This is a genomic window from Lentibacillus salinarum (assembly GCF_042679865.1).
Classification (GTDB): domain Bacteria; phylum Bacillota; class Bacilli; order Bacillales; family Amphibacillaceae; genus Lentibacillus; species Lentibacillus salinarum.
Map to the genome: position 1 here is coordinate 15851 of NZ_JBHTNH010000020.1, position 20792 is coordinate 36642.

Genomic DNA, 20792 nt, shown 5'->3' on the forward strand with positions numbered 1-20792 from the left:
TGGAATTAACCAAATAGCCAATCGAGAATTCCGAACGATTGAAGCGCTAATAGTACGGTAATCGCGAAAATTAACCAACCAGCCACATTGATCCACGTCCGGTTTACAGAATCACCAAGCACCTTTTTATTATTCATCACAAACATGAGTAACAGCACAATAACAGGCAATATCAAGCCATTCGCATATTGCGAAAACAAAATCACTTGAATCGGTTCATAACCCAAACTTGCAAAAACAACACCAATCAAAATGATCGATAGCCAAACCATCCGAAAACGTGGTGATTTCAAATTTCGCTCCCAGCCAAGTGCGCCGGAAGTAGCATACGCTGCTGCCAGTGCCGCTGTCATTGACGACGTTATCCCGGCTGCGAAAATGCCGATTGAAAAAACATACTTGGCCCAAGAACCGAGTACTGGCTCCAGCTGAACGGCCATTTGAGCCGGATTATCCAGAGCTGTTCCAATCGGAAACGCAGCTGCTGCTGTTAGAACAATGGCTATTGAAATAACCCCACAAATGACCATAGATGCCATGACATCAAACCGGCCGTCTTTTATGGCATCTTTGCCTTTCCAACGTTCTTGAACGGTGGACGTCTGTAAAAACAGGGTATAGGGTACGATGGTTGTCCCGATAAGCGATATAACTAATAACCCTGCCCCGTCTGGTACTGTTGGAATGAATGTACCTTCAAAAATGGCACCAATATCGGGCCGCACGACAATTGCTGTTATGACGAAGCAAAAACTCATAATGAGAATGAGTGCGATAAATACCTTTTCAATCACCTTGTAGTTACCTGTCCACAGTAACGAACCAGCTGCAATACCAATGAGTAGACTCCACACAGACACAGGAATACCGGTGATCGTCGTCAACCCAATTGCCCCACCGGTGATATTACCGGTTTCATATGCAGCGTTGCCAATCAGAATCGCAGCAATAATCAGAATAACCGTTGCCCCTTTAAGCACCGGATGACTGAACTGCTCCTGCATTACCGTACCAAGTTCTTTTCTACTCACAATCCCCAGCCGGGTAACCATTTCTTGCAGAAACATGGTGGCAATAATGGAAAATGCCAGCGCCCAAATAAGGACGTAACCGAACTCCGCTCCTGTAGCAGAAGCCGTTGTAACTGTACCAGGCCCCACAATTGACGCCGCAACAAGTGTCCCCGGTCCAAGTGTCCTCAATCTTTTAAAAAACCCCTTTTGACTCATATGCCCACTCCTGAATTTGTCTATTTATAAAAATTCTATTTTTATATGACAATGTTAATTATAAGTGGTCTATAATTATTATTCAAACAACTATTCTACGTATAACGCCTTTAATCAGGCCCGAATTCCAATTAGAAATCACACATTGTAAACGGGGACATGACGGTTTCATCAATCATCTTTTTTACTAACTCCGAAACAAATGGAAGTTTGGGGGCATGAAAATAAAAAAAGTAATCCCCACCTGTTAAAATGAACCCGGTTGGGGATTACGCCGCAAATGTTTTTTTGAATATGCTTTTTTCCACGTAATTAAACTTCACTGCTCTCCTCTTCCACATACCAAATAAATTTATTCGTATAGCCGTATATCACGACGAGAATAATCGCTGCGAAACTGAGCCACATGTATGGCACGTACTGCAGGGTCGGTACACCGAACATGGCCACCATGAATATCCCATTATCCGACCATGGCACCATACCGGAAGTCAACGTCCCGCCCACTTCTGTGTTTCTGGAAAGAACCCGCCGATCAACATTCAACCGATCATAATTTTTCTCCATAATTTTCGGGGTTAAGATTAATGACACATACATGGCACAGCCAAATACGTTGGAAAAAAACCCTGTTAAAAGTGTTGAAACGGAAAGACGGCCCGTATTTTTGATAAAGTTCGCAAACGCATCAACAATCGCTTGCAATGCCCCGATATGGTTCAATAAACCGCCAAAACCGAGTCCAAGCAAAATCACCACGATAGAACCCAGCATACCCGTAATACCGCCGCGATTCAGCAATTCATCCATAAATGCATGTCCCGATTCAATGCTAAATCCCTCATACGCCGTATTTAATGCTGCTATAAAATCAGTGTTTTGAAATAGAACAGCCCAGATGACGCCCAATAAGGCACCGAACGAAATTGTGGGAACGGCAGGTTTTTTCATGGCCAATAAGACAATCACGACAACTGCTGGAATCAGCATCCACCAGCCAATATTAAACGTGCTCCCCATAGCTGTCATGATTGATTCCACCCGATTTAAATCTACATGATCGGCGGCATAAGTAAAACCAACAATAGTAAAGGCAGCACCACTTATGACAAATGCCGGGACACTTACGTAAAGCAATGATCGAATATGTTCAATGATATCGACTTTGGCCATGGAAGCCGTTAAGACCGTGCTATCAGATAATGGCGATAACTTGTCACCAAAATAGGCACCGGACAGCACTGCCCCAACGACCATTGGCAAGGGAATTCCGAGTCCTTCGCCAACCCCGACCATGGCAATCCCGGCTGTTCCGGCCGTCCCCCAGGAAGTGCCTGTCGCCAATGATGTCACGGCACAAAGGATCAGTGTCGCCAATAGAAAAACATTTGGATGGATAAATTCCAACCCATAATAGATGATGCTCGGCACAATGCCACCAGCTATCCAAGTTCCGATCAATGCACCGACAGCCACAAGAATTAAAACAGCGTCCAAGCCACTGGAGATACCGTCCTTAAGCGCATCCTGCAACTCATTATATTTATAGCCCAGTCTAAGTCCAAGTAAAATGACGATAAATAACGCAATAAATAAAGCCAATTGAATGGATAAGTCAAACATACCCGTAAAGGAAAAAGCAATGGCCAAAAACAAGATGAGTACAACGGATACCTCCAGTAAATTTGGCTTCCTGATCTGACGCTCTTCATGATTTCCCATAGTGGTACTCCTCTCTTTAATTTATCATTAGAGGCAATGTCACATTCAACATCTAATTGAAGTCATGCGGTTCCCTTTCAACCATAATGATAGCGTTTTCACTTTAGCAACTTAAACTAGATTGTCTTATTAATATATATTCGTTCGATCTTCAAGTATGCAACCAAGCAATAATGCAGATAGTTAATAGACTATCTGATAACTCGGCAATCCGAACCATTTTCATTCTCTGTGGTGCAGCACCGGTTTTTGCGCTTCATGTATGACTACAATCGAAACAAATGGACGTTTGGGGGCATGAAAACAAAAATTTTATTTTTTCACGAAGATGCCCCTTTTTTCCGGGTTCCGTTCGATTATATAGGTGAGACGGATATACGATTAGTCAGCTTCAGGGGTTTTCACTTACATCAACAAAAGAAGGTTGAAATCACCCCCGCCACATCAAACAAGGCACAAGCATCTCGTCTTCATGCAAACCACCGTGTGCGCCTTCAGGACAAATAATGTATCATTTATATCGCCTTTTATTTCCTTAACCCTTTCGACAATACGTGAAAACATAGCATCAACACGATAGGCCTCATCTTTAGTTTCATTGCTTGTCGGCCCATACTTATGGGCACACGCATCGAGTCAAGGCCAGTATATGGTGATGTTGACCTATACGCTTTTTCACCTTGATCAGTCAAATAAATTTTGCTTTCTACTTTCATTAGATGCTAGAAATAATGGTAATGCAAGGTAGTGGGTTTAAGATTCCACACAGCCTTTCTACAAGGATTGAACAGATCCACCCTCAAGTTTGGAACCCTTGCTTACTTTGTCTGATCCGCATTCGCCAGCATCTCATAAATTTTCTCAGGCTTTAGAAAACCGGATATTGAGGCCTCTGTTTGCGATGTTAGTGCCATGCCCGCAAGCCCCAGTTGACAGGAGCGATGTAACGATTCTCCATTCAAAATACCATAAACAACACATGCACCCAAAGCATCACTGACGCCGGTATCATCCACCACGTCCGTTATAAAAGGAGCTAAATGACCAACTTCCGCTTCAGCACAATAGTAAACACTGCCATCGTCAAGAATAACAATTACCCGTTCCGCCCCACGTCGCCGCAATATTTCACAGGCCATCTCACAATCTGTGCTGGAATGAATATGTTTTTCGGATAAGACTTCTGCTTCATTTTTACTAAGTATTAACAGTCCTGTACCATCCAAACGTTCAGGTAGTTTGAGCGCTTTAGCTGAAGAAACGGGATCAATATACATTTGAATATTTTCCTGATAGCAGCGATTGACAATATAGTGAACACAATCAACAGGCAAATTCGTATCCACAAAAACAGCCTGTGCTGATGAAATGGTCGACCATTTTTCTTCTATCATCGAAACCGTTAAATTTTCATAGATATTCATGTCAGCCATTGATACAACGCTTTTCCCGCTGGCATCCAATAAAGCTGTAAAGGTACCTGTACCTCTTGCAGGAAATTGCCAGACTTGACTCACATCGACACCCGAACTTTTCGTTTCGTTTAAGAGCCACCCGCCTTCTTTATCCTCCCCGATGCATGCCATTAATAGGGTGTTATAACCAAGGTGGCTTAAATTTTCAGCAAAATTACGTGCAACTCCCCCGCACGTTTCTTTCGTTTCCACCGGATTAGAGGTATATAAACGGACGTCCTGTTCCGCCCTTGCTTTACGATCGATATTTACGCCACCTATACAAGCAATAGCGGACGTTTCTTTTAATACATAAGCACGTCCCCTGATCTCGCCGCTTTTCATCAGATTTGCAATATAATTGGCTACCGCTGGCCGTGACAACCCGACTCTATTTGATAATTCCTGCTGAGAGATAAAGGGATCCATTCGAATGTGTTGTAATATTTCGTTTTCCTTATTCATTTTCACGACCTCTCTTTTTAGAATCAGTTTAGTCGAATAGCGACCATTTGTAAATGATACGGACAAGAACGATTATCCTTACTATCCATCAAAATGATTTGACAATCCAATGGGAAAACGGATACAATAAACATGTGCTTATTAATTAAACATTTGTTTATAAAGTGAGGTGACGAAATGAAAACCAATCATGAAGCCTCTTCCATTATCTGCATCGGTGGTGCCAATGTCGACCGAAAATTCTATTTGAAGCATAACATCGTAAATGAAACATCCAACCCCGTATACTCAAGCAGTTCGGTCGGAGGAGTTGCCAGGAATATTGCAGAAAACTTAGGCAGGCTCGGTGAGGAAGTAAAATTAATGACAGCGAGTGGCTATGATGCAGACTGGAAAGAAATTGCGCAAGCATCATCGCCTTTTATGGATTTAAGCTTGGTAACGCAATGTGAACAACAATCAACCGGGTCCTATACCGCTGTACTTGATAAACATGGTGACTTATCAATCGCATTTGCCGATATGGATATATTTGAATCGATTACGCCTGAATTATTACAAAAAAATAAGGCCATCCTGCAAAACGCGACATGCATCGTCGTCGATTTGAATTGCCCGCGTGAAACGATCGATTTTCTTTGTTCGTTTACTTTAAAAGAACAAATTCCGTTAGTGGTTATTCCTGTATCTGCCCCGAAAATGGAAAGGCTCCCGCCATCACTTAGTGCCGTGGATTGGCTCATCGTCAATAAAGACGAAACGGAAACCTTTATGAACATGACTATACTGGACCAACAGGATTGGAAGCAATCTGTGAAAAAATGGCTAGATGCAGGCGTGAAAAACGTTATTGTGACAAATGGTTCAGAAGGGGCAATGGCAGGTACGGAAAATGGAGACATCTACCATTACCAGGCAATTGAAACCCCCACCATTATTGATGTTACAGGTGCAGGCGATTCATTTTGCTCGGCTGTTATTCATACCTGGTTGCAAGATCAGACATTGGATACTATTATTCAATCCGGCATGGTCAACGCCCATAAAACCATCATGTCCAATGAAACGGTCAGAACAGATTTATCATTTGACCAATTATCTGAAGACGTAGAACAAATCAACGTTTCCAGCAATCATTAACCGCGTACTCATATAAACCCAAGGAGGAACATGAACATGAAACAATATCTTGAATTCTCACAAGAGGTACAAGAAGCAAAAGAAAATGGACAAGCGATTGTTGCTTTGGAATCAACCATTATTTCGCACGGTATGCCTTACCCGCAAAATGTGCAAATGGCACGTGATGTTGAAGCCATTGTCCGTGAAAATGGTGCCGTTCCAGCGACCATGGCCATTATGGACGGTAAAATTAAGGTCGGCTTATCAGATCAGGAATTAGAGGTATTTGGTAAAAGTGACGATGTCGCCAAGGTATCAAGGCGGGACATTGCACAAGTGATGGCATCAGGAAAACTCGGTGCGACAACAGTTGCGACAACCATGATTTGTGCCGAACTGGCTGGTATCGAAACGTTTGTGACAGGCGGAATTGGCGGTGTGCACAGGGGCGCCGAAACAACAATGGATATATCGGCGGACCTTGAAGAGTTGGCGCAAACGAATGTAGCGGTGATTTGTGCAGGTGCCAAATCGATCCTTGATTTGGGACTTACGATGGAATATTTGGAAACAAAAGGCGTCCCCGTCCTCGGCTATGAAACAGAATATTTGCCTGCCTTTTATACGAGAGAGAGCGAGCACCCGTTAACATTCTCGACTGACGCTGTCGATGTCATTGCTGAAACCATGAAAACGAAGTGGGACTTACAGCTTGATGGCGGGCTCGTCATTGCCAACCCGGTTCCTGAAGAAGATGCCATGGATGCCGATTACATTAATGGTGTTATCGGAGATGCCGTTAAGGAAGCGGAGGAAAATCATATTTCAGGCAAAGACACGACACCATTCCTGCTTGCAAAAGTAAAAGAAATGACTGAAGGTAAAAGCCTTGATGTCAATATAGCGTTAGTTAAACACAATGCTAAAATCGGCAGTCAAATTGCCGTCAGTTATAACAAGCAAGTTCATGAAGCCTAACGTTTCTTCATAGCCCAAAGCTTCTACAAAATAAGAGAATCTTTATTTTGTAGAAGTTATTTTAACCCACACTGAAAACGCTGACATCAAAGGAGGGGCGACGAAATGAATGTTTTATTCCTGATTACCGGCTTATTATTTGTGTTTGCCATTGGCTATTTATTCAGTAATGACAGGAAGCATATCAAGTATAAACGGATAGTCATCATGCTGGCAGCGCAACTGGTTTTGGTCTTCACGTTGATGAATACAAGCGTCGGCTTAACGATTGTGACAAATATAGGGAATTTTTTCGAGGAACTGATGGCTATTGCCGACGCTGGTATCGAATTTGTACTGGGCGGTATTGTCAATAAAGGCGAGGAGCCGTTTATATTCACAGCATTACTGCCGCTTGTTTTTCTTTCCGTTTTGATTGGGGTCCTCAATCATGTCAAAATACTGCCTGTGATTATTAAATACACAGGATTCGTTTTAAGCAAAATAACTGGTATGGGAAAATTGGAAAGCTATTTCGCAGTATCCACTGCCGTACTTGGACAGCCGGAAGTGTTTTTAACGATTTTGAAACAAATTCCTTTGCTGTCTCCGAAAAGAATCTATACGATCTGTACGTCGGCAATGAGTGCCGTTAGTATGGCCATGGTAGGCGCCTATATGACCATGCTGGAACCTCAATATGTCGTAACAGCCGTTGCATTGAATATATTCAGTGCTCTCATTATCGCGAATATTATTAACCCGTATGATTTATCAGACGAAGAAGATTTAATGCAGACGGATGAACAAGAACGCGTTCCATTCTTTCAAATGGTATCGCAAAGTGTCATGGACGGTTTCAAACTTGTTGTAACCGTTGCAGCCATGCTATTAGGTTTTATTTCACTGATGGAATTAATCAATGTTATGTTTCTCGGTGTGTTTAACGTCTCCTTCCAAACGTTAATGGGCTATATTTTTGCACCGATTGCCTTTTTAATGGGTGTTCCGTGGTCAGAAGTTGTGGAAGCAGGCAGCATCATGGCAACAAAACTGGTGACAAACGAATTTGTAGCCATGTTAAACTTTGGCGAAATCTCAGCGGGGCTTTCCGAAAAAACAGTAGCTATCATTTCAGTTTACCTTGTTAGCTTTGCCAACTTCGGCACAGTGGGTATTATAGCTGGTTCTATCAGATCAATCAGTGAAAAGCAGGGGAATTATATATCCAAAGTTGCGCTCAAGTTATTGCTGGGTGCCACCTTAGCCTCTGTCATATCCGGTACCATGATGGGACTGGTCATATAAAGCGAAACTTCATTCAGCGGGGTGTACTTTCCCGCTGTGAGACTTATCGGACATTTATGGACAGTTAGCCGTCGTACTCTGGCGGGTTACTGTCCGTTATATGCGGGATAATGGAACAGGAGGAAAAAATATGACAACGAAAAAAATTATAATGGACTGTGATCCGGGGCATGATGATGCGATCGCCATTATTTTAGCAGCAGCCCGGACCGAGCTGGATATCCTTGGCATTACCACCGTTTCCGGCAATGCGGAAATCGAAAAAACAACATGGAATGCGCTGAAAATCTGTGACCTTGTCGGGTTAAAGGATGTTACGGTTTCCAAAGGGGCAAGCCAGCCACTCGTCAGACTAAGGGAAACGGCACCGGATATCCACGGCGATTCAGGTTTGGACGGCCCTGCGCTCCCTGAGCCGAGCCGGGGGTGGTCGGGCGAACATGGAGCAGACTCGATTATCCGGCTTGTGCAAGAGGCAAAAGAGCCTGTGACCCTTCTTGCAACAGGCCCATTGACAAATGTTGCACTCGCTTTAACAAAAGCAAACGACATCAATGAAAATATTGAAGAGATTGTGCTCATGGGTGGCGGCACGTTCGGCAACTGGACACCAACTGCTGAATTCAATATTTGGGCGGATCCCGAAGCCGCAAGAAAAGTGTTTGAGAGCGGTATTCCAATCACCGTAATGGGACTGGATATTACCCATCAGGCACTTGCGACACCGGCTATTATCGAACGGGTAAACAAGATCGATAATGATGTAGCTCAAATCGTCGGTGAATTATTAGCATTTTTTGCGTCCACATACAAGGAAATGTTTGATTTTAACGGTGCACCTGTACATGATGTCTTAACGGTAGCATACTGTATAGCACCAGAATTGTTTACCATGAAAGACGTGAACATCGCTGTGGAAACAAAAGGCGAATTTACCGCTGGAACAACGTTAGTCGACCTCCACGGTGTTACCGGCAGAACGATCAATGCCAAATTCGGCACAGGCCTCGACGTGGCGGGTTTCTGGGCGTTAATGATTGAAGCGCTGAAGAAATACTAAGCCATACATGCCGGAAAATCCCCCGCTGTCCTGTCTAGACAGCGAGGGATTTTTGTATGTTTTTTTACAACGCCGGGCACTGCCTGCCGATCATTAAGTCCGGTTGGGGATTACTCAGTCCGGTCCACCACAACCGGCATTCTAAACAAAAAAGAAGACAATCAATAAAAATAGTATGCTGCACGTTTCATGCAGCATACACACCCTTCTCATTTACCTGTCATCGAGTGGGATATCATCATACCGGTCGGCATCCAAGTCGTGCACATCCCCTGTTGCAACATTCTCTAAAATCCCGTATACACCAGTTTCAACTGCTTTTCTCAGTTGTCCCATTTTCTTTTGCCCAAAATCTTGTGTCTGACCAGTAATTTCAAATAGAACCGTGCCGCTTCCATTCATCGCAAACGAGCCAAGCGCTGTTCCCGGCAAATCCAAGTCTTGCTCATATAATGAAATGTTTCCAAATGGTGAATTCCCCATTTGTTGTACCGCATCATACGCCGCAACATTCAACTGCTTGGAAAAATCAACATGATACTGATCCGCATATTCACTGTATTTCTCACCCTCTTCGGTGTCCGGATGTGGTATGAACTCACCGGAAAGCGAGAATGTTACCGGATCATCCGTGCCTTCGATGGCATATTCACCTTGATGATGCAAGTCTATGAAAACATCAACTGTACCAAATTGACTCTGCAAGCCCTTATACACATCACGCACTGTTTGGGATTCAGGTGTGATATACCAGCCTGGTTCTGAAGATGAACCCGGAAAGTCCTCAGGTTGCGGTACGTAATCCAAATCAGGATTGAAGTCCCGATTCATATCGAAACCTGGCTTCGATTCATAATCCCAATATTGGTTTTTGTATGTGTAATAGTTCCAGGAAGGATCGGCCGGTTCCAGCTGTGGAAATGCCGCTGTCACTTCATCCCACGTCATGTCATTTCCACGACGATTCAATTCTGTCGCATCCGGATTGATCATAGGCATGGCAACAATTGTTAATTCTTCCCTGAGCTGCCTCATTTCAGGCGAATTATTTGACCCAATCTGTTTGATCATCTTTAACAGCGCTTTTGTACCAACTTTTTCATTTCCGTGGATTTCGCTTTGAATGAGCACGACTTTATCTCCTGAGCCAATGGTCGCTTTGTAAATTTCACGACCTTGATTGGAATAACCAGCAACGTCTACCGCCACATTGCCTTGACTGGATTTCTCAATTTGATTTAATTTTTTAGTCAATTCATCGTGGCTTATAAAGCCAGATACGGGCGGTTTTTTCATCACACTGGGTACAGGGTCAGCTTTTACTGGTGAATCATACGTGGGAGCCAGCATCCCCGCGCTTAATAAGACAGCACTGCAGGTCAATGCAAGCTTCTTCTTTTTTCCTTTCATTTAAACATCCCTCCATCTAGTTATTTACTCTATCTGTTCTTTTTCCCATAATTAAAACCCTTCAATATATTGAAAAATGAATCTTTAGTACCTGAATTTATACACATTTGGATGTGACAGGTGTAAGTATAATGGAGGAAGCCATACTTTAGGATTACAAATTTAGCGCATCATCGAATTGCTGTTCTTGTCCATATCCAGACCGGAAAAAGCAAATCACTGCAATGAACAAGCATATGATCGATGCAAACATAAATAAACCGAACAAGCCATGTTGATAGAAAACAGCACTTACAAAAACAAGCAACTGTTCTTGCCCGTCAGACGCCGCTTTGCCACCTGACCGGCGATAATTAAATAAAACGAAAGGAAATGACGCAACTGTATAACCAACCGCGAGAATCAGTATCTATATACCAAACGTGGGACTAATAAAATATTTCTATATTCCATTGATAGCCAAATGAATACAGGGGAGCCACTTGAGCCCCCCCCGTAACACACGCCATCTATCATTACCTTTTCTTTATCATTCTAACTATACCAAGGGTGTGTTGCTGTAACTTTTCCAGAATTCCCGCATCATCGTCTATTGCGGATATTTCATATTCCTTCAGACATTGTTCAGCACGCACAATTAGTCAAACACATGCTTATTTCGTCCGGCGCCCAGACCGAAAACACTATATAAAACAGCAATGATAATCAGCGTCATAAGCGGTACATCCCATACCTGCGTTACGTCAAACAAATAACCGATCAGCAACGGTCCGATTGCCGCCAGGACATAACCTAGCGACTGAGCCATCCCTGATAGATCTGAAGCCTGCTCCGCATTTTCAGCACGCATACCAAGAAATGCCAAAGCTAACGCAAAATTGCCGCCTAAAGGAATACCAATCGCTATAATACTCACGACCATCGTCAAATAAGAACTACCAAATAATAACCCACAATAACCGCCAATACCGAGTAGGCCGAGTACAACGATAATCCCCCGCTGCGACTTAAACTTTTCCGCTATGACTGGGATAATAAAACTGAAAGGAACACCAATAAATTGCGCAAACGAGAGCATCCAGCCAGCTGTCGCCATATCAACACCATAAGCATATAATATTTCCGGCAGCCACGAAATCGTAATGTAAAACCAGCATGATTGAAAGCCCATATAAAAGGCAACCTGCCATGCCAGTGGGGAAGACCAAATATTATGTTTCTTTTCCCCTTCTTTGCTGGTAGTTCCATCTAAGGTAGCTTGTTGTTGTTTTTTATTTTTCACTCCAAGATATATCCAGATGACAATTCCTAAAACGGCGGGTATCACCCAGACAACCATGGCGGCATTCCACCCTAGATTCAACCCTTTTGCAAGCGGAATACTCACCCCTGAAGCCACCGCTGCAAGCATCGTCATGACCGTTGAATAGATACTCGTCATTAAGGCTACTTTAAGCGGAAATTTTTCCTTAATAACGCCCGGCAAAAGCACATTACAAAAGGTAATGCCTAACCCCGCCAGCAATGTGCCTCCAAACAGAAACACCGTAAACGTAATGGACCTGATGGTTATACCGAGAATAAGCAGCGCCAGGCCAACGACAAGCGCATATTCTTTCGTCAATACCCTGGCAATCCTGGGAACGAGCGGCGACATGACCGCAAATGCAATCAAAGGCAAACTGGTCAGTAAACCAACACTCCAGTTGGCAAGCCCGATATCATCCCGTATCATGCCAAGCAGCGGACCGACCGATGTGATAGCGGGGCGTAAATTGACTGCAGCAAGAATGATGCCTGTCACCAATAATAGACGATACCATTGGCTCGGCTCCCTGGTTGCCAGCATATTCTGTTCATCCATAAACTATCCTTCTTTCTATAAAGTGAAACTTCATTCAGCGGAGCGCTTTTCTCTGCTGAATGTTAGTGAAACTTATCGGACATTTACGGACAGTTATTTCCTGTTTTTGAGGGGATTACTGTCCGTTACATGCGGGATAAAGTGAAACTTCATTCAGCGGAGCGCTTTTCTCTGCTGAATGTTAGTGAAACTTATCGGACATTTACGGACAGTTATTCCCTGTTTTTGAGGGGATTACTGTCCGTTACATGCGGGATAAAGTGAAACTTCATTCAGTGGTGTTTTCCCTTCCACCCCCACTGATATTAAGGAACAAAAGCTAAAAGCGCCACGTCCTCGAAAAAGAAGTGCATTTTTTCTTCGTGCGATGATCGCTGTCGATGTTTTCCTTGTCCGGTGGCAACGCCTTTGTGACCTGCCTCCTGCAGGCCCGAACGAATCGCTAGTGCCGATAATGCAACAGAACGTCGCGTTATTATCAGACAGGCAGTTGATCCCCCATTTATCTTTTTTCGTTTTTCCTTAAAACCTTGTGGGGTCTTACTGCCTGTTAAGGCGGATAAGACAATATTATGCTAATATAGCATAGTTAAATGGGATAAGTAAATCGATTAGCTATACCGTCAAACGTCTTCCCTTGCCCAAAACTTTCAGGGTTTCTATGTACAATTTTTTTGCAAAAGTAGTGGGAGGTTTTATTCTTTACTCCGAATGTTAAATAGCATTCACGAATTTGTTTTAAACCTTCTTTCGCATTATCATCCATGGAAACAGATAATCCATCAAAAAAGCCACCAGCTCTATCAAACTAGCGGCCCTCCATATGACATGTCATTCAGCATAATATAACACCATTCAAAAAGTGACAGGCCCCCATACTATTCTCACCTATCACGCTGAATAGCAACGACATTATTTCTGGTCAACCCGGTGACATCTGAAACAAATTCAATTTCCATCCCTTTTTCTAAAAGTTTGCGGGCAATGGTTTCTTTTGAGTTTTGTTCTACTTCCTTTGCCTTTTCCTTTACCTTTTCCTTTACCTTTTCCTCTGCCTTTTCTTCTGCCTTTTCTTCTGCCTCTTGGATTCGCAATTCAGCTTCGCGCTGAACTGCTTCATCATCCATAATGCGCTTCAAGCGGGATTCATAAGCCAGTCTCTGTTCCTGTTCCATGCTCAGCTCTTCCCAGTTTTGAAAGGTTTCACGCAATGATTCATCCTTCAAGGAAATCACCTCCAATTCCTTGTAAATATCATCATAGATTTTCCCGTTTCTATGATCAACCATACCAAGCAGCAAAAGCCATCTGGCCAGCACACTATTCCATGGATCCAGTTTATCACGTTTCCATTCTTTTATTAACTTGCCCATCTCGATAAAGCGAAACTTCAATCAGTGGGGTTCTAAACCCCACTGATTGTTAGTTGAGCAGAATCGGACATTTACGGGCAGTTTACCCCCCACTATCTTTCTTGGTTTACCGATAACCTTGAAGTGGGGGGATAACTGCCCGTTACATGCGGGATAAAATGAAATTCCATCTCGTTTGTCAGTTTGAATTGATCCGCATCTTCATACAAATGATACGACGTATGGAAGCGTTCGGTTTCACTAAAAAGGTCAAAATTCATAATATTAATCGCGATTACCGGGCGTAGTTCCATATAGGCCATACCTTTTCCAAGTGGACTCGTGTATGCCTTGGACCAGTAGTATATGGAACGTTTAATCATGTCATATTGATTCGTAAATTGAATTTCGACATTAATCCACTCGTCTGCATCTGTCACGACCAGAAGATCCAGCCTTGACTGCTTATCATCCATATACTCTCCGCCAAGTTCTGTATTAATAAATGCGATATCTTTAATTCGATTTCTACCTGTTTTTTGCAAAATCGCATTCAAAAATACAACCGTAATCGCTTTGTTCTTTTCATTTCCAAAGAGTTGTTTGAAAGCGTAATCAACTTTTAAATCCATTAAGCGCTCCAATGGGATACGTTTGAGTAATTTTGTTTGCTTGCTTTCATTATTTTCACGTTTTCCCTGAGCGTATCCGCTTCGGTCTTCCATTACTTGAATTGGTGAGGTGTAATCAGAGGTTCTTTTATTGTACAGTTCAGCCAACGCCATAGCAACACGTCCCTTAGATTATGTGAAGCCTTACTGGGGTGAATTTCTAATTTTATTATATCAAAGTCCGAGCATGCAAACAAGAGTTCCTATTAAAAATTCTGCAGTGACACGTTCGTTTTTTAAGTTATCGTGCTTGATAATATCGTTTAACATATTTTCTATTTTGAACCTAACGCTTGTACTTCCCGGTTGCGGTATCACAAAACATGTTTCTTTATATTCTTCCAAAAAACACATACAAAAGCTTTCTATTACCCTTCAGTGATTCATGCTTCCCTCTCCCAGTACCTATTCAGTCTTCCTGCAAAAAAGCCGTTGCAAATGCTACATGCCAGGCTGTTCCTAACACTAAAATACTTTCATCCAGTTGATACCGATCATTGTGTGGGCTGTAAACGGTACCCTTCGCTTCATTATAAGCGCCAATAATGCCATAAACGCCCGGTGCCTCTTCCGTATAATAAGAAAAGTCCTCCGAATTCATGACCCGATCCATTTTCCTAAATTGATCCTCGCCAAATACTGTCTTACCGGCATTTGCAGCGATGTCGGCAAGCTTTTCATCATTAATGGTCGGCAGCGTGCTCTGTTCGATGGTTACATCAGCATCAATCTCATACATATCAGCAAGTGCTTTTGCATGACGTTTGATCGATTCATGGACAACTTCACGGGTTTCCATATCAAAATAGCGCATGGAAATGTCGATGCTCGTTTCCCGTGGTACGATGTTCGCTTTTGACCCGCTCGTAAAACGTCCAACATTTAATACAACCGGTGTACGGGAATCCGTATTTTTCGCGATTATATGCTGTAAATCAAGCGCAAACTGGGCACCAGGGGTAAACGAATCTTTCCCCAATTGCGGTGTGCCACCATGACCCGATTCGCCGGTAAACGTCACATAAATGGTATCACATCCCGATAACATATCGCCTGCCCCAGCGAAAAACGTACCAGATGGAAGCGTTGGGTAGTTGTGCGTGCCAAATACGGCATCCACACCTTTCATCCCCCCATCAGCTACGATTTTTTCAGCTCCTTTAAATGTTTCCTCTGCTTCTTGAAAGAAAACACGAACTTCCCCATTAAATTCATATTTCATATCCTGTAAAATCTTGGCTGCTCCCAGTGCCATCGTGGCATGGCCATCATGACCGCACGCATGCATGACACCCTCATTTTTCGATTCAAAGTCAAGCCCTAAATCTTCCTGAATCGGCAGAGCATCAATATCGCCTCTTAATGCAACAGTTTTTCCCGGTCCCTTGCCCTTAATCGTTGCAATCGTGGATGTTTTTCCGACTTTTTCGTAGGCTATCCCGAAAGCTTCAAGTTTTTCAATAATTTTTTCCTGTGTTTTAAATTCTTCCTCACTCAATTCCGGATCCCTGTGCAATTTCCTGCGAAAGTCAATCAATTCCTCGTCCATTTCTTTTGCCATGTCTAATGGTGTTTTGCTCACAGTAACACGTCCTTCATTTTATAATCGCTGGTCCCCGGACAACCACCCAGCGACATCACCAAAAGTTATGTGATTTAGCTATATTATATCACTATATCCCATATATCATTATAAAGTGAATCTTCATTCAGTGGAGTGCTTCTTCCCGCTGAAGCAGAGGAACAAAGGCTAAATACGCAACGTTCTTGCAACACTTTTGTGACCTTCACCCTGCAGGCCCGAACAGAATCAGGGCATTTATGGTCAGTTAGCCGCCGTTTTTGGGCGGGTTAGTTGGTTGATATGCATCATACAACGGGAAGAAAAATGAATGTTAATTTGGCGTAGGGCTTGATGTTGAAGGATTTTGAAACGATGATGAACAGGCCGTCAAAAAGCCTCATAAATTTATTCTTAGAACATTTTCCTCTCGACTTATTATCCCTGAATAATATCCGTTAATTGGTCTCCTTACCCCTTTTCTAACCTTAATCCCTTTATTATTAAGTCGGCCAATTATTTCTGGACGTTTCTTTTCAAATGATTTTTTATCTCTATACAACATCGAATAATACACCTCCAAAGTATATACTTCCAATGTCAAAAGTTAAGAACATTTATTCGTAAATAAAATAGCTGCCAGTTCCATCAAACCAGCAGCTGTAACATTATTTTATACCCGTATCCCCCCGACAAACTCGGAAAATCTAGCTTATCTGCATTTTCAGTGACGTCACGTTCCATCCATTAACAGGCGCCATGTCCTGGGAACAGGTTGAACATGCAACAACGACTTCTTCCAATGCTTTTAGCCGGACATAATCGCCGGGTTGGGATAATGGTTCACGAATCTCGTAATCGCCGACTTCGTTCAAAACATTGTTCATAAATAAGTTTATCGGATCCGGAACTGGTTTATTGCCCAATCCATACGCTTCCAGGGCGTTTTTTAGATTATCGTGACAGTTCGGGTGGTCCTCCGATCCGTAGTCCACTTTATAGCGATAATAGTCACATGCCGGAAAAAAGAAATCGTGCTTGCCAACTGTATCTTCAACAAACGTCATCAGTGGACGACGTTTATTGCTGTAAAGTGGATCACCAACTTGTAACCGAATACTGCTGAGCGATGCTCTCATATGGACAGGTGATACAAACTCGTTTGAATCATTTCTATTGAAGCATACGAAATCACCAACTTGTTTACCATCAACATCAATAATCACCAGTTCTTCACCGGGTTTTAACAGTACGCTTCTCCCCTCGTACGGTGGTATTGTTATTTCCTCTTTGATTGGCCTTTGTGTATAAACCACACCATACACTCCTCTCTGATTATTTAAGGTTCCTTTGGTTGGAACTTGTTAACTTATGGACATTCTTGGTTAAAACATCTTTATTAGGGTTTGTTTTCTCAAAGTTTATTGCTTTTGAGCATGTCTTCGTAGCACTATGGCAGTAAGAAAGAATTGATTTCTTAATCCCTATAACTAAAAGCCTGTATTATCGCCCATCCCTTTAATCTGAAGACTGGTAAACTTTACAATAATTTAAATTGATTATAAGGCCTAATAGCCTTCATGTATAATGATTAGAAATGATGGCGTCCATCACTGTTACTGAAATCAACAGCAATTTAATTCATAACTATCATTTTTGCAGATGGAATTTATCATTTTTAGTCATTTTACCTGATATCTGATGACAGCTATCATAAGATTAAGAACTTATCTTATACAATGACATCAAAGGAGGACTAACGAAAAGAGGGGAAAGGAAGGAAAAGGTTGCAAATCTGAAAGCTATGAAAGCGTTTTACCGAACGAAGGTTTTATGTAACTAACAATTCGTAAAGGAGAGGTGTATCATGACATCACACTATGATGTGATTGTTGTTGGAGCTGGTTCAATGGGGATGGCCGCCGGATATTATCTGGCTAAGGAAGGAACAAAAACATTGCTCATCGATGCTTTTGATCCGCCGCATTCAAACGGAAGTCACAGCGGTGACACGCGGCTTATTCGCCATGCGTGTGGTGAAGGCTTCGAGTATGTCCCACTTGCGATAAGGGCACAAGAACTGTGGAATGAACTGCAACACGAAACAACGGAGACGATATTCCGTAAAACGGGGGTGGTGACTTTCGGTCCTGAAGATTCGGAATTTGTCAATCAAGCAATCGCGGGCGGGAAAGCGTATTCATTACCGATTGATACGTTTAATGATGGCGAAGAAATCAATCAACGCTGGCCGGGAATCAATGCCCCTGAAGGACATTTCGGGTGCTATGAACCAGAAGCAGGTGTGCTGTTCAGTGGGAATTGTATCCGTACTTATCGTAAGTTTGCATTGGAATGTGGGGCTGATTTACTAACAAATACGCCCGTTGACGATCTTGAAGTCTTTGAAAATTTCGTGACCGTCCAAACGAAAGATGAGTCATATACCGCTGATAAACTTATTGTCAGCGCCGGGGCCTGGAACAGTAAACTTTTATCTGATCTCAACCTTGATTTACCGCTTCAGCCAAGTCGCCAAACCATCGGCTGGTTTGATTCGGACGAGTCTTTATACCAGTCTGATGAATTTCCGGGCTTTTTCGTTGACTTACCAACAGGCGTCTATTACGGATTTCCAAGCTTTGATGGAACGGGATTAAAAATTGGGCGTTATGATGCCGGTGAAGATGTGGACCCCGAATATATGAATCGTGAATTTGGAATTTACCCGAAAGACGAGGGAGACGTTCGCGAATTCTTAGAAACGTTTATGCCACAGGCTGCAGGTAAATTAAATGTGGGAAAGGCCTGTATGTTTACCAACACACCAGATGAAAATTTTATTATTGACTTACATCCGGAACATTCTCATGTTGCCATTGCTGCCGGATTTTCTGGCCACGGCTACAAATTTTCAAGTGTTGTGGGAGAAATTTTAAGCCAGTTAGCGACTACCGGGACAACAAATCAGGACATTTCCCTCTTTTCAGCAACACGTCCAAGTTTACAAAAAAAAGAAGCAAGAACACTTCAGAAATAAAAAGAATCTTCAATCTGTGGGGTAGGGTTGCTTCATCCCATCCCCACTGATTTATCAAAACAGGGGGGAAGCCAGATGGAAGCGGAAGCCGTTCAGTTTCTGCAAGAGCTGATTCGAATTGACAGTACCAATCCGCCGGGCAACGAAAACAACGTGACAAAAAAACTGGCCGAAAGATGCGACGAAACAGGTTTACCTTATAAAATCACAGATATTGAATCAAACAGGAGCAATTTTGAAATTTCTTTAAAAGGTGAAGGAAAGGGTAAACTAATTTTCTGCGGTCATATGGATACAGTTTTGGCCGGAGAGCAGCCATGGAAATATTCACCGTTTTGCGGCGAGCTGGTAGAAGAGAAGCTGTACGGACGCGGTGCCTCAGATATGAAAAGCGGTCTCGCTGCTATGTTTCTTGCGATTGAGTCACTTTTTCAAGAAAAGCAAGAATTATCAAAGGAGATTGTTTTCCTGGCAACTGCGGGTGAAGAGGTGGATAGCTGTGGTGCGCGGCAGTATTTACAAGATGATGACATGCGTGAGGTCGAGGCCTTAGTGATCGGTGAGCCGACAAACGAAAAAGTCGTCGTAGGCCATAAAGGTGCTTTATGGGTTGAAGTGGTCACCTTTGGAAAGACAGCCCATGGAGCCATGCCGGATCAAGGAATCAATGCGGTTGAATGGATGGGCCGGGTTATTCAAATCGTTGAATCGTTAAAATTAGACTGGAAGATTTCCAAGTCACCGCTGGGTGAAAGCAGCGTTTCGGCGAATAAAATGGAAGGTGGCGTTCAAACAAACGTTATCCCTGACCGGTGTACCCTGAATATTGATATTAGAACCGTGGCTCCCCAGTCCCATGAGCAATTATTTGCTGAACTGAGGCAGAAATTAAATGATTTGTTTTCCAAAGAAGACGCTCCTACGTTTGAGATGAACGAATTGTTGAATCGACCGTCAATTTTGACAGACAAATCAAGCCCGATTATTACAAAGGCTTTGAGTGTTAAGGAGAATGATCCCGATTCAGTGTACGGGGTTTCCTATTATACAGACGGTGCGGTTTTAAATCCCGAAAGTGCCGTCCCCACACTGATTTACGGTCCCGGAAACGAAAAGCTAGCGCATCAGCCAAATGAATACGTTGATGTGGATGCTTACGTGCGTTCCATTGATTTTTATAAACAATTAATTCGCGCGTATGCAACGTGACATACAAAACTCCTTTATTTGGTTTTTGGGGGTCAATATTAATACAGCACATTATCAAAGGTCGAAGAATATTTTCAGTATGACGATTTTCGGCAGCTGCCGAAAATCAATATTATAGAAGGAATGCATCGATTTTTTTATCGCATCGCGCGATATCCTGAGGCTGTCGCGCGATTTCTTGTGGACGTCGCGCGATTTCATGCCATCTTCGCGCGAAATTCCATGGGAGCCGCGCGATATCCCATGAGCGTCGCGCGAATTGCTCAACCTCCTCAAACCCTCAAGTTCCAATCCCACCATTGACGATGGCGAAAAATGGCAAATGCCTACATTTTAGACATTTGCCATTCAATTTTTAATAAATTATT

The 20792-nt window shown here is 42.9% G+C and carries 15 protein-coding genes; 6 read left to right on the forward strand and 9 right to left on the reverse strand.

Features of this window, described 5'->3' with window-relative positions; translation table 11 throughout:
• Positions 1-5: 5 nt before the first annotated feature.
• The 3 genes from ACFQ4A_RS09405 to ACFQ4A_RS09415 all read right to left on the reverse strand — a co-directional run bounded on the left by ACFQ4A_RS09405 (position 6) and on the right by ACFQ4A_RS09415 (position 4870).
• Positions 6-1229 (reverse strand): Nramp family divalent metal transporter, encoded by a 1224-nt coding sequence (locus ACFQ4A_RS09405; RefSeq protein WP_382399887.1) that lies wholly within the window; start codon positions 1227-1229, stop codon positions 6-8.
• Between the two features lie 312 nt (positions 1230-1541).
• Positions 1542-2951 carry a Na+/H+ antiporter NhaC gene (gene nhaC, locus ACFQ4A_RS09410; protein ID WP_382399889.1) on the reverse strand — a complete coding sequence of 470 codons (1410 nt, stop codon included), beginning with the start codon at positions 2949-2951 and terminating at the stop codon, positions 1542-1544.
• Positions 2952-3769: 818 nt separating this feature from the next.
• Positions 3770-4870, reverse strand: coding sequence for a carbohydrate kinase (locus ACFQ4A_RS09415; protein ID WP_382399891.1), 1101 nt, complete (start codon positions 4868-4870; stop codon positions 3770-3772).
• Positions 4871-5047: 177 nt separating this feature from the next.
• Between ACFQ4A_RS09415 and ACFQ4A_RS09420 the strand changes: the two genes are divergently transcribed.
• The 4 genes from ACFQ4A_RS09420 to ACFQ4A_RS09435 all read left to right on the forward strand — a co-directional run bounded on the left by ACFQ4A_RS09420 (position 5048) and on the right by ACFQ4A_RS09435 (position 9317).
• On the forward strand, positions 5048-6010 hold the full coding sequence (locus ACFQ4A_RS09420; protein WP_382399893.1) for a carbohydrate kinase family protein: 963 nt from the start codon (positions 5048-5050) through the stop codon (positions 6008-6010).
• Between the two features lie 36 nt (positions 6011-6046).
• The gene (locus ACFQ4A_RS09425) at positions 6047-6970 is read left to right on the forward strand and encodes a pseudouridine-5'-phosphate glycosidase (protein ID WP_382399895.1); all 924 of its coding nucleotides are present in this window, start codon (positions 6047-6049) and stop codon (positions 6968-6970) included.
• A gap of 105 nt (positions 6971-7075) precedes the next feature.
• Positions 7076-8257, forward strand: coding sequence for a NupC/NupG family nucleoside CNT transporter (locus ACFQ4A_RS09430; protein WP_382399897.1), 1182 nt, complete (start codon positions 7076-7078; stop codon positions 8255-8257).
• A 130-nt stretch (positions 8258-8387) separates the two neighbouring features.
• A complete protein-coding gene (locus ACFQ4A_RS09435; protein WP_382399899.1) occupies positions 8388-9317 on the forward strand; it encodes a nucleoside hydrolase in 930 nt (309 codons plus the stop codon).
• A 213-nt stretch (positions 9318-9530) separates the two neighbouring features.
• On the opposite strand, the gene ACFQ4A_RS09440 is transcribed toward ACFQ4A_RS09435, so the two are convergent.
• The 6 genes from ACFQ4A_RS09440 to ACFQ4A_RS09465 form a co-directional block, all read right to left on the reverse strand.
• Positions 9531-10727 carry a M14 family zinc carboxypeptidase gene (locus ACFQ4A_RS09440; protein ID WP_382399901.1) on the reverse strand — a complete coding sequence of 399 codons (1197 nt, stop codon included), beginning with the start codon at positions 10725-10727 and terminating at the stop codon, positions 9531-9533.
• Positions 10728-11364: 637 nt separating this feature from the next.
• Positions 11365-12591, reverse strand: a complete 1227-nt coding sequence (locus tag ACFQ4A_RS09445) for a CynX/NimT family MFS transporter (protein ID WP_382399903.1) — start codon at positions 12589-12591, stop codon at positions 11365-11367.
• A gap of 884 nt (positions 12592-13475) precedes the next feature.
• On the reverse strand, positions 13476-13964 hold the full coding sequence (locus tag ACFQ4A_RS09450) for a hypothetical protein (protein WP_382399905.1): 489 nt from the start codon (positions 13962-13964) through the stop codon (positions 13476-13478).
• Between the two features lie 92 nt (positions 13965-14056).
• On the reverse strand, positions 14057-14728 hold the full coding sequence (locus ACFQ4A_RS09455) for an Rpn family recombination-promoting nuclease/putative transposase (protein ID WP_382399907.1): 672 nt from the start codon (positions 14726-14728) through the stop codon (positions 14057-14059).
• A gap of 295 nt (positions 14729-15023) precedes the next feature.
• Positions 15024-16196, reverse strand: a complete 1173-nt coding sequence (locus ACFQ4A_RS09460) for an amidohydrolase (protein WP_382399909.1) — start codon at positions 16194-16196, stop codon at positions 15024-15026.
• Positions 16197-16882: 686 nt separating this feature from the next.
• Positions 16883-17491 carry a DUF1989 domain-containing protein gene (locus ACFQ4A_RS09465; RefSeq protein ID WP_382399911.1) on the reverse strand — a complete coding sequence of 203 codons (609 nt, stop codon included), beginning with the start codon at positions 17489-17491 and terminating at the stop codon, positions 16883-16885.
• Between the two features lie 551 nt (positions 17492-18042).
• Between ACFQ4A_RS09465 and solA the strand changes: the two genes are divergently transcribed.
• Together solA and ACFQ4A_RS09475 are read left to right on the forward strand one after the other, a co-directional pair.
• Entirely contained in the window at positions 18043-19215 is a 1173-nt protein-coding gene (gene solA / locus ACFQ4A_RS09470) for an N-methyl-L-tryptophan oxidase (protein ID WP_382399913.1), read from the forward strand.
• Between the two features lie 75 nt (positions 19216-19290).
• A complete protein-coding gene (locus ACFQ4A_RS09475; protein WP_382399915.1) occupies positions 19291-20424 on the forward strand; it encodes a M20 family metallopeptidase in 1134 nt (377 codons plus the stop codon).
• Positions 20425-20792 lie beyond the last annotated feature (368 nt).

Coding starts and splice junctions, on each gene's coding strand:
- ACFQ4A_RS09430 (WP_382399897.1), top strand. CDS start 7,076: ATGAATGTTTTATTCCTGATTACCGGCTTATTATTTGTGTTTGCCATT.
- ACFQ4A_RS09405 (WP_382399887.1), bottom strand. CDS start 1,229: ATGAGTCAAAAGGGGTTTTTTAAAAGATTGAGGACACTTGGACCGGGG.
- ACFQ4A_RS09475 (WP_382399915.1), top strand. CDS start 19,291: ATGGAAGCGGAAGCCGTTCAGTTTCTGCAAGAGCTGATTCGAATTGAC.
- ACFQ4A_RS09420 (WP_382399893.1), top strand. CDS start 5,048: ATGAAAACCAATCATGAAGCCTCTTCCATTATCTGCATCGGTGGTGCC.
- ACFQ4A_RS09415 (WP_382399891.1), bottom strand. CDS start 4,870: ATGAATAAGGAAAACGAAATATTACAACACATTCGAATGGATCCCTTT.
- ACFQ4A_RS09450 (WP_382399905.1), bottom strand. CDS start 13,964: ATGGGCAAGTTAATAAAAGAATGGAAACGTGATAAACTGGATCCATGG.
- nhaC (WP_382399889.1), bottom strand. CDS start 2,951: ATGGGAAATCATGAAGAGCGTCAGATCAGGAAGCCAAATTTACTGGAG.
- ACFQ4A_RS09455 (WP_382399907.1), bottom strand. CDS start 14,728: ATGGCGTTGGCTGAACTGTACAATAAAAGAACCTCTGATTACACCTCA.
- ACFQ4A_RS09435 (WP_382399899.1), top strand. CDS start 8,388: ATGACAACGAAAAAAATTATAATGGACTGTGATCCGGGGCATGATGAT.
- ACFQ4A_RS09445 (WP_382399903.1), bottom strand. CDS start 12,591: ATGGATGAACAGAATATGCTGGCAACCAGGGAGCCGAGCCAATGGTAT.
- ACFQ4A_RS09440 (WP_382399901.1), bottom strand. CDS start 10,727: ATGAAAGGAAAAAAGAAGAAGCTTGCATTGACCTGCAGTGCTGTCTTA.
- ACFQ4A_RS09425 (WP_382399895.1), top strand. CDS start 6,047: ATGAAACAATATCTTGAATTCTCACAAGAGGTACAAGAAGCAAAAGAA.
- solA (WP_382399913.1), top strand. CDS start 18,043: ATGACATCACACTATGATGTGATTGTTGTTGGAGCTGGTTCAATGGGG.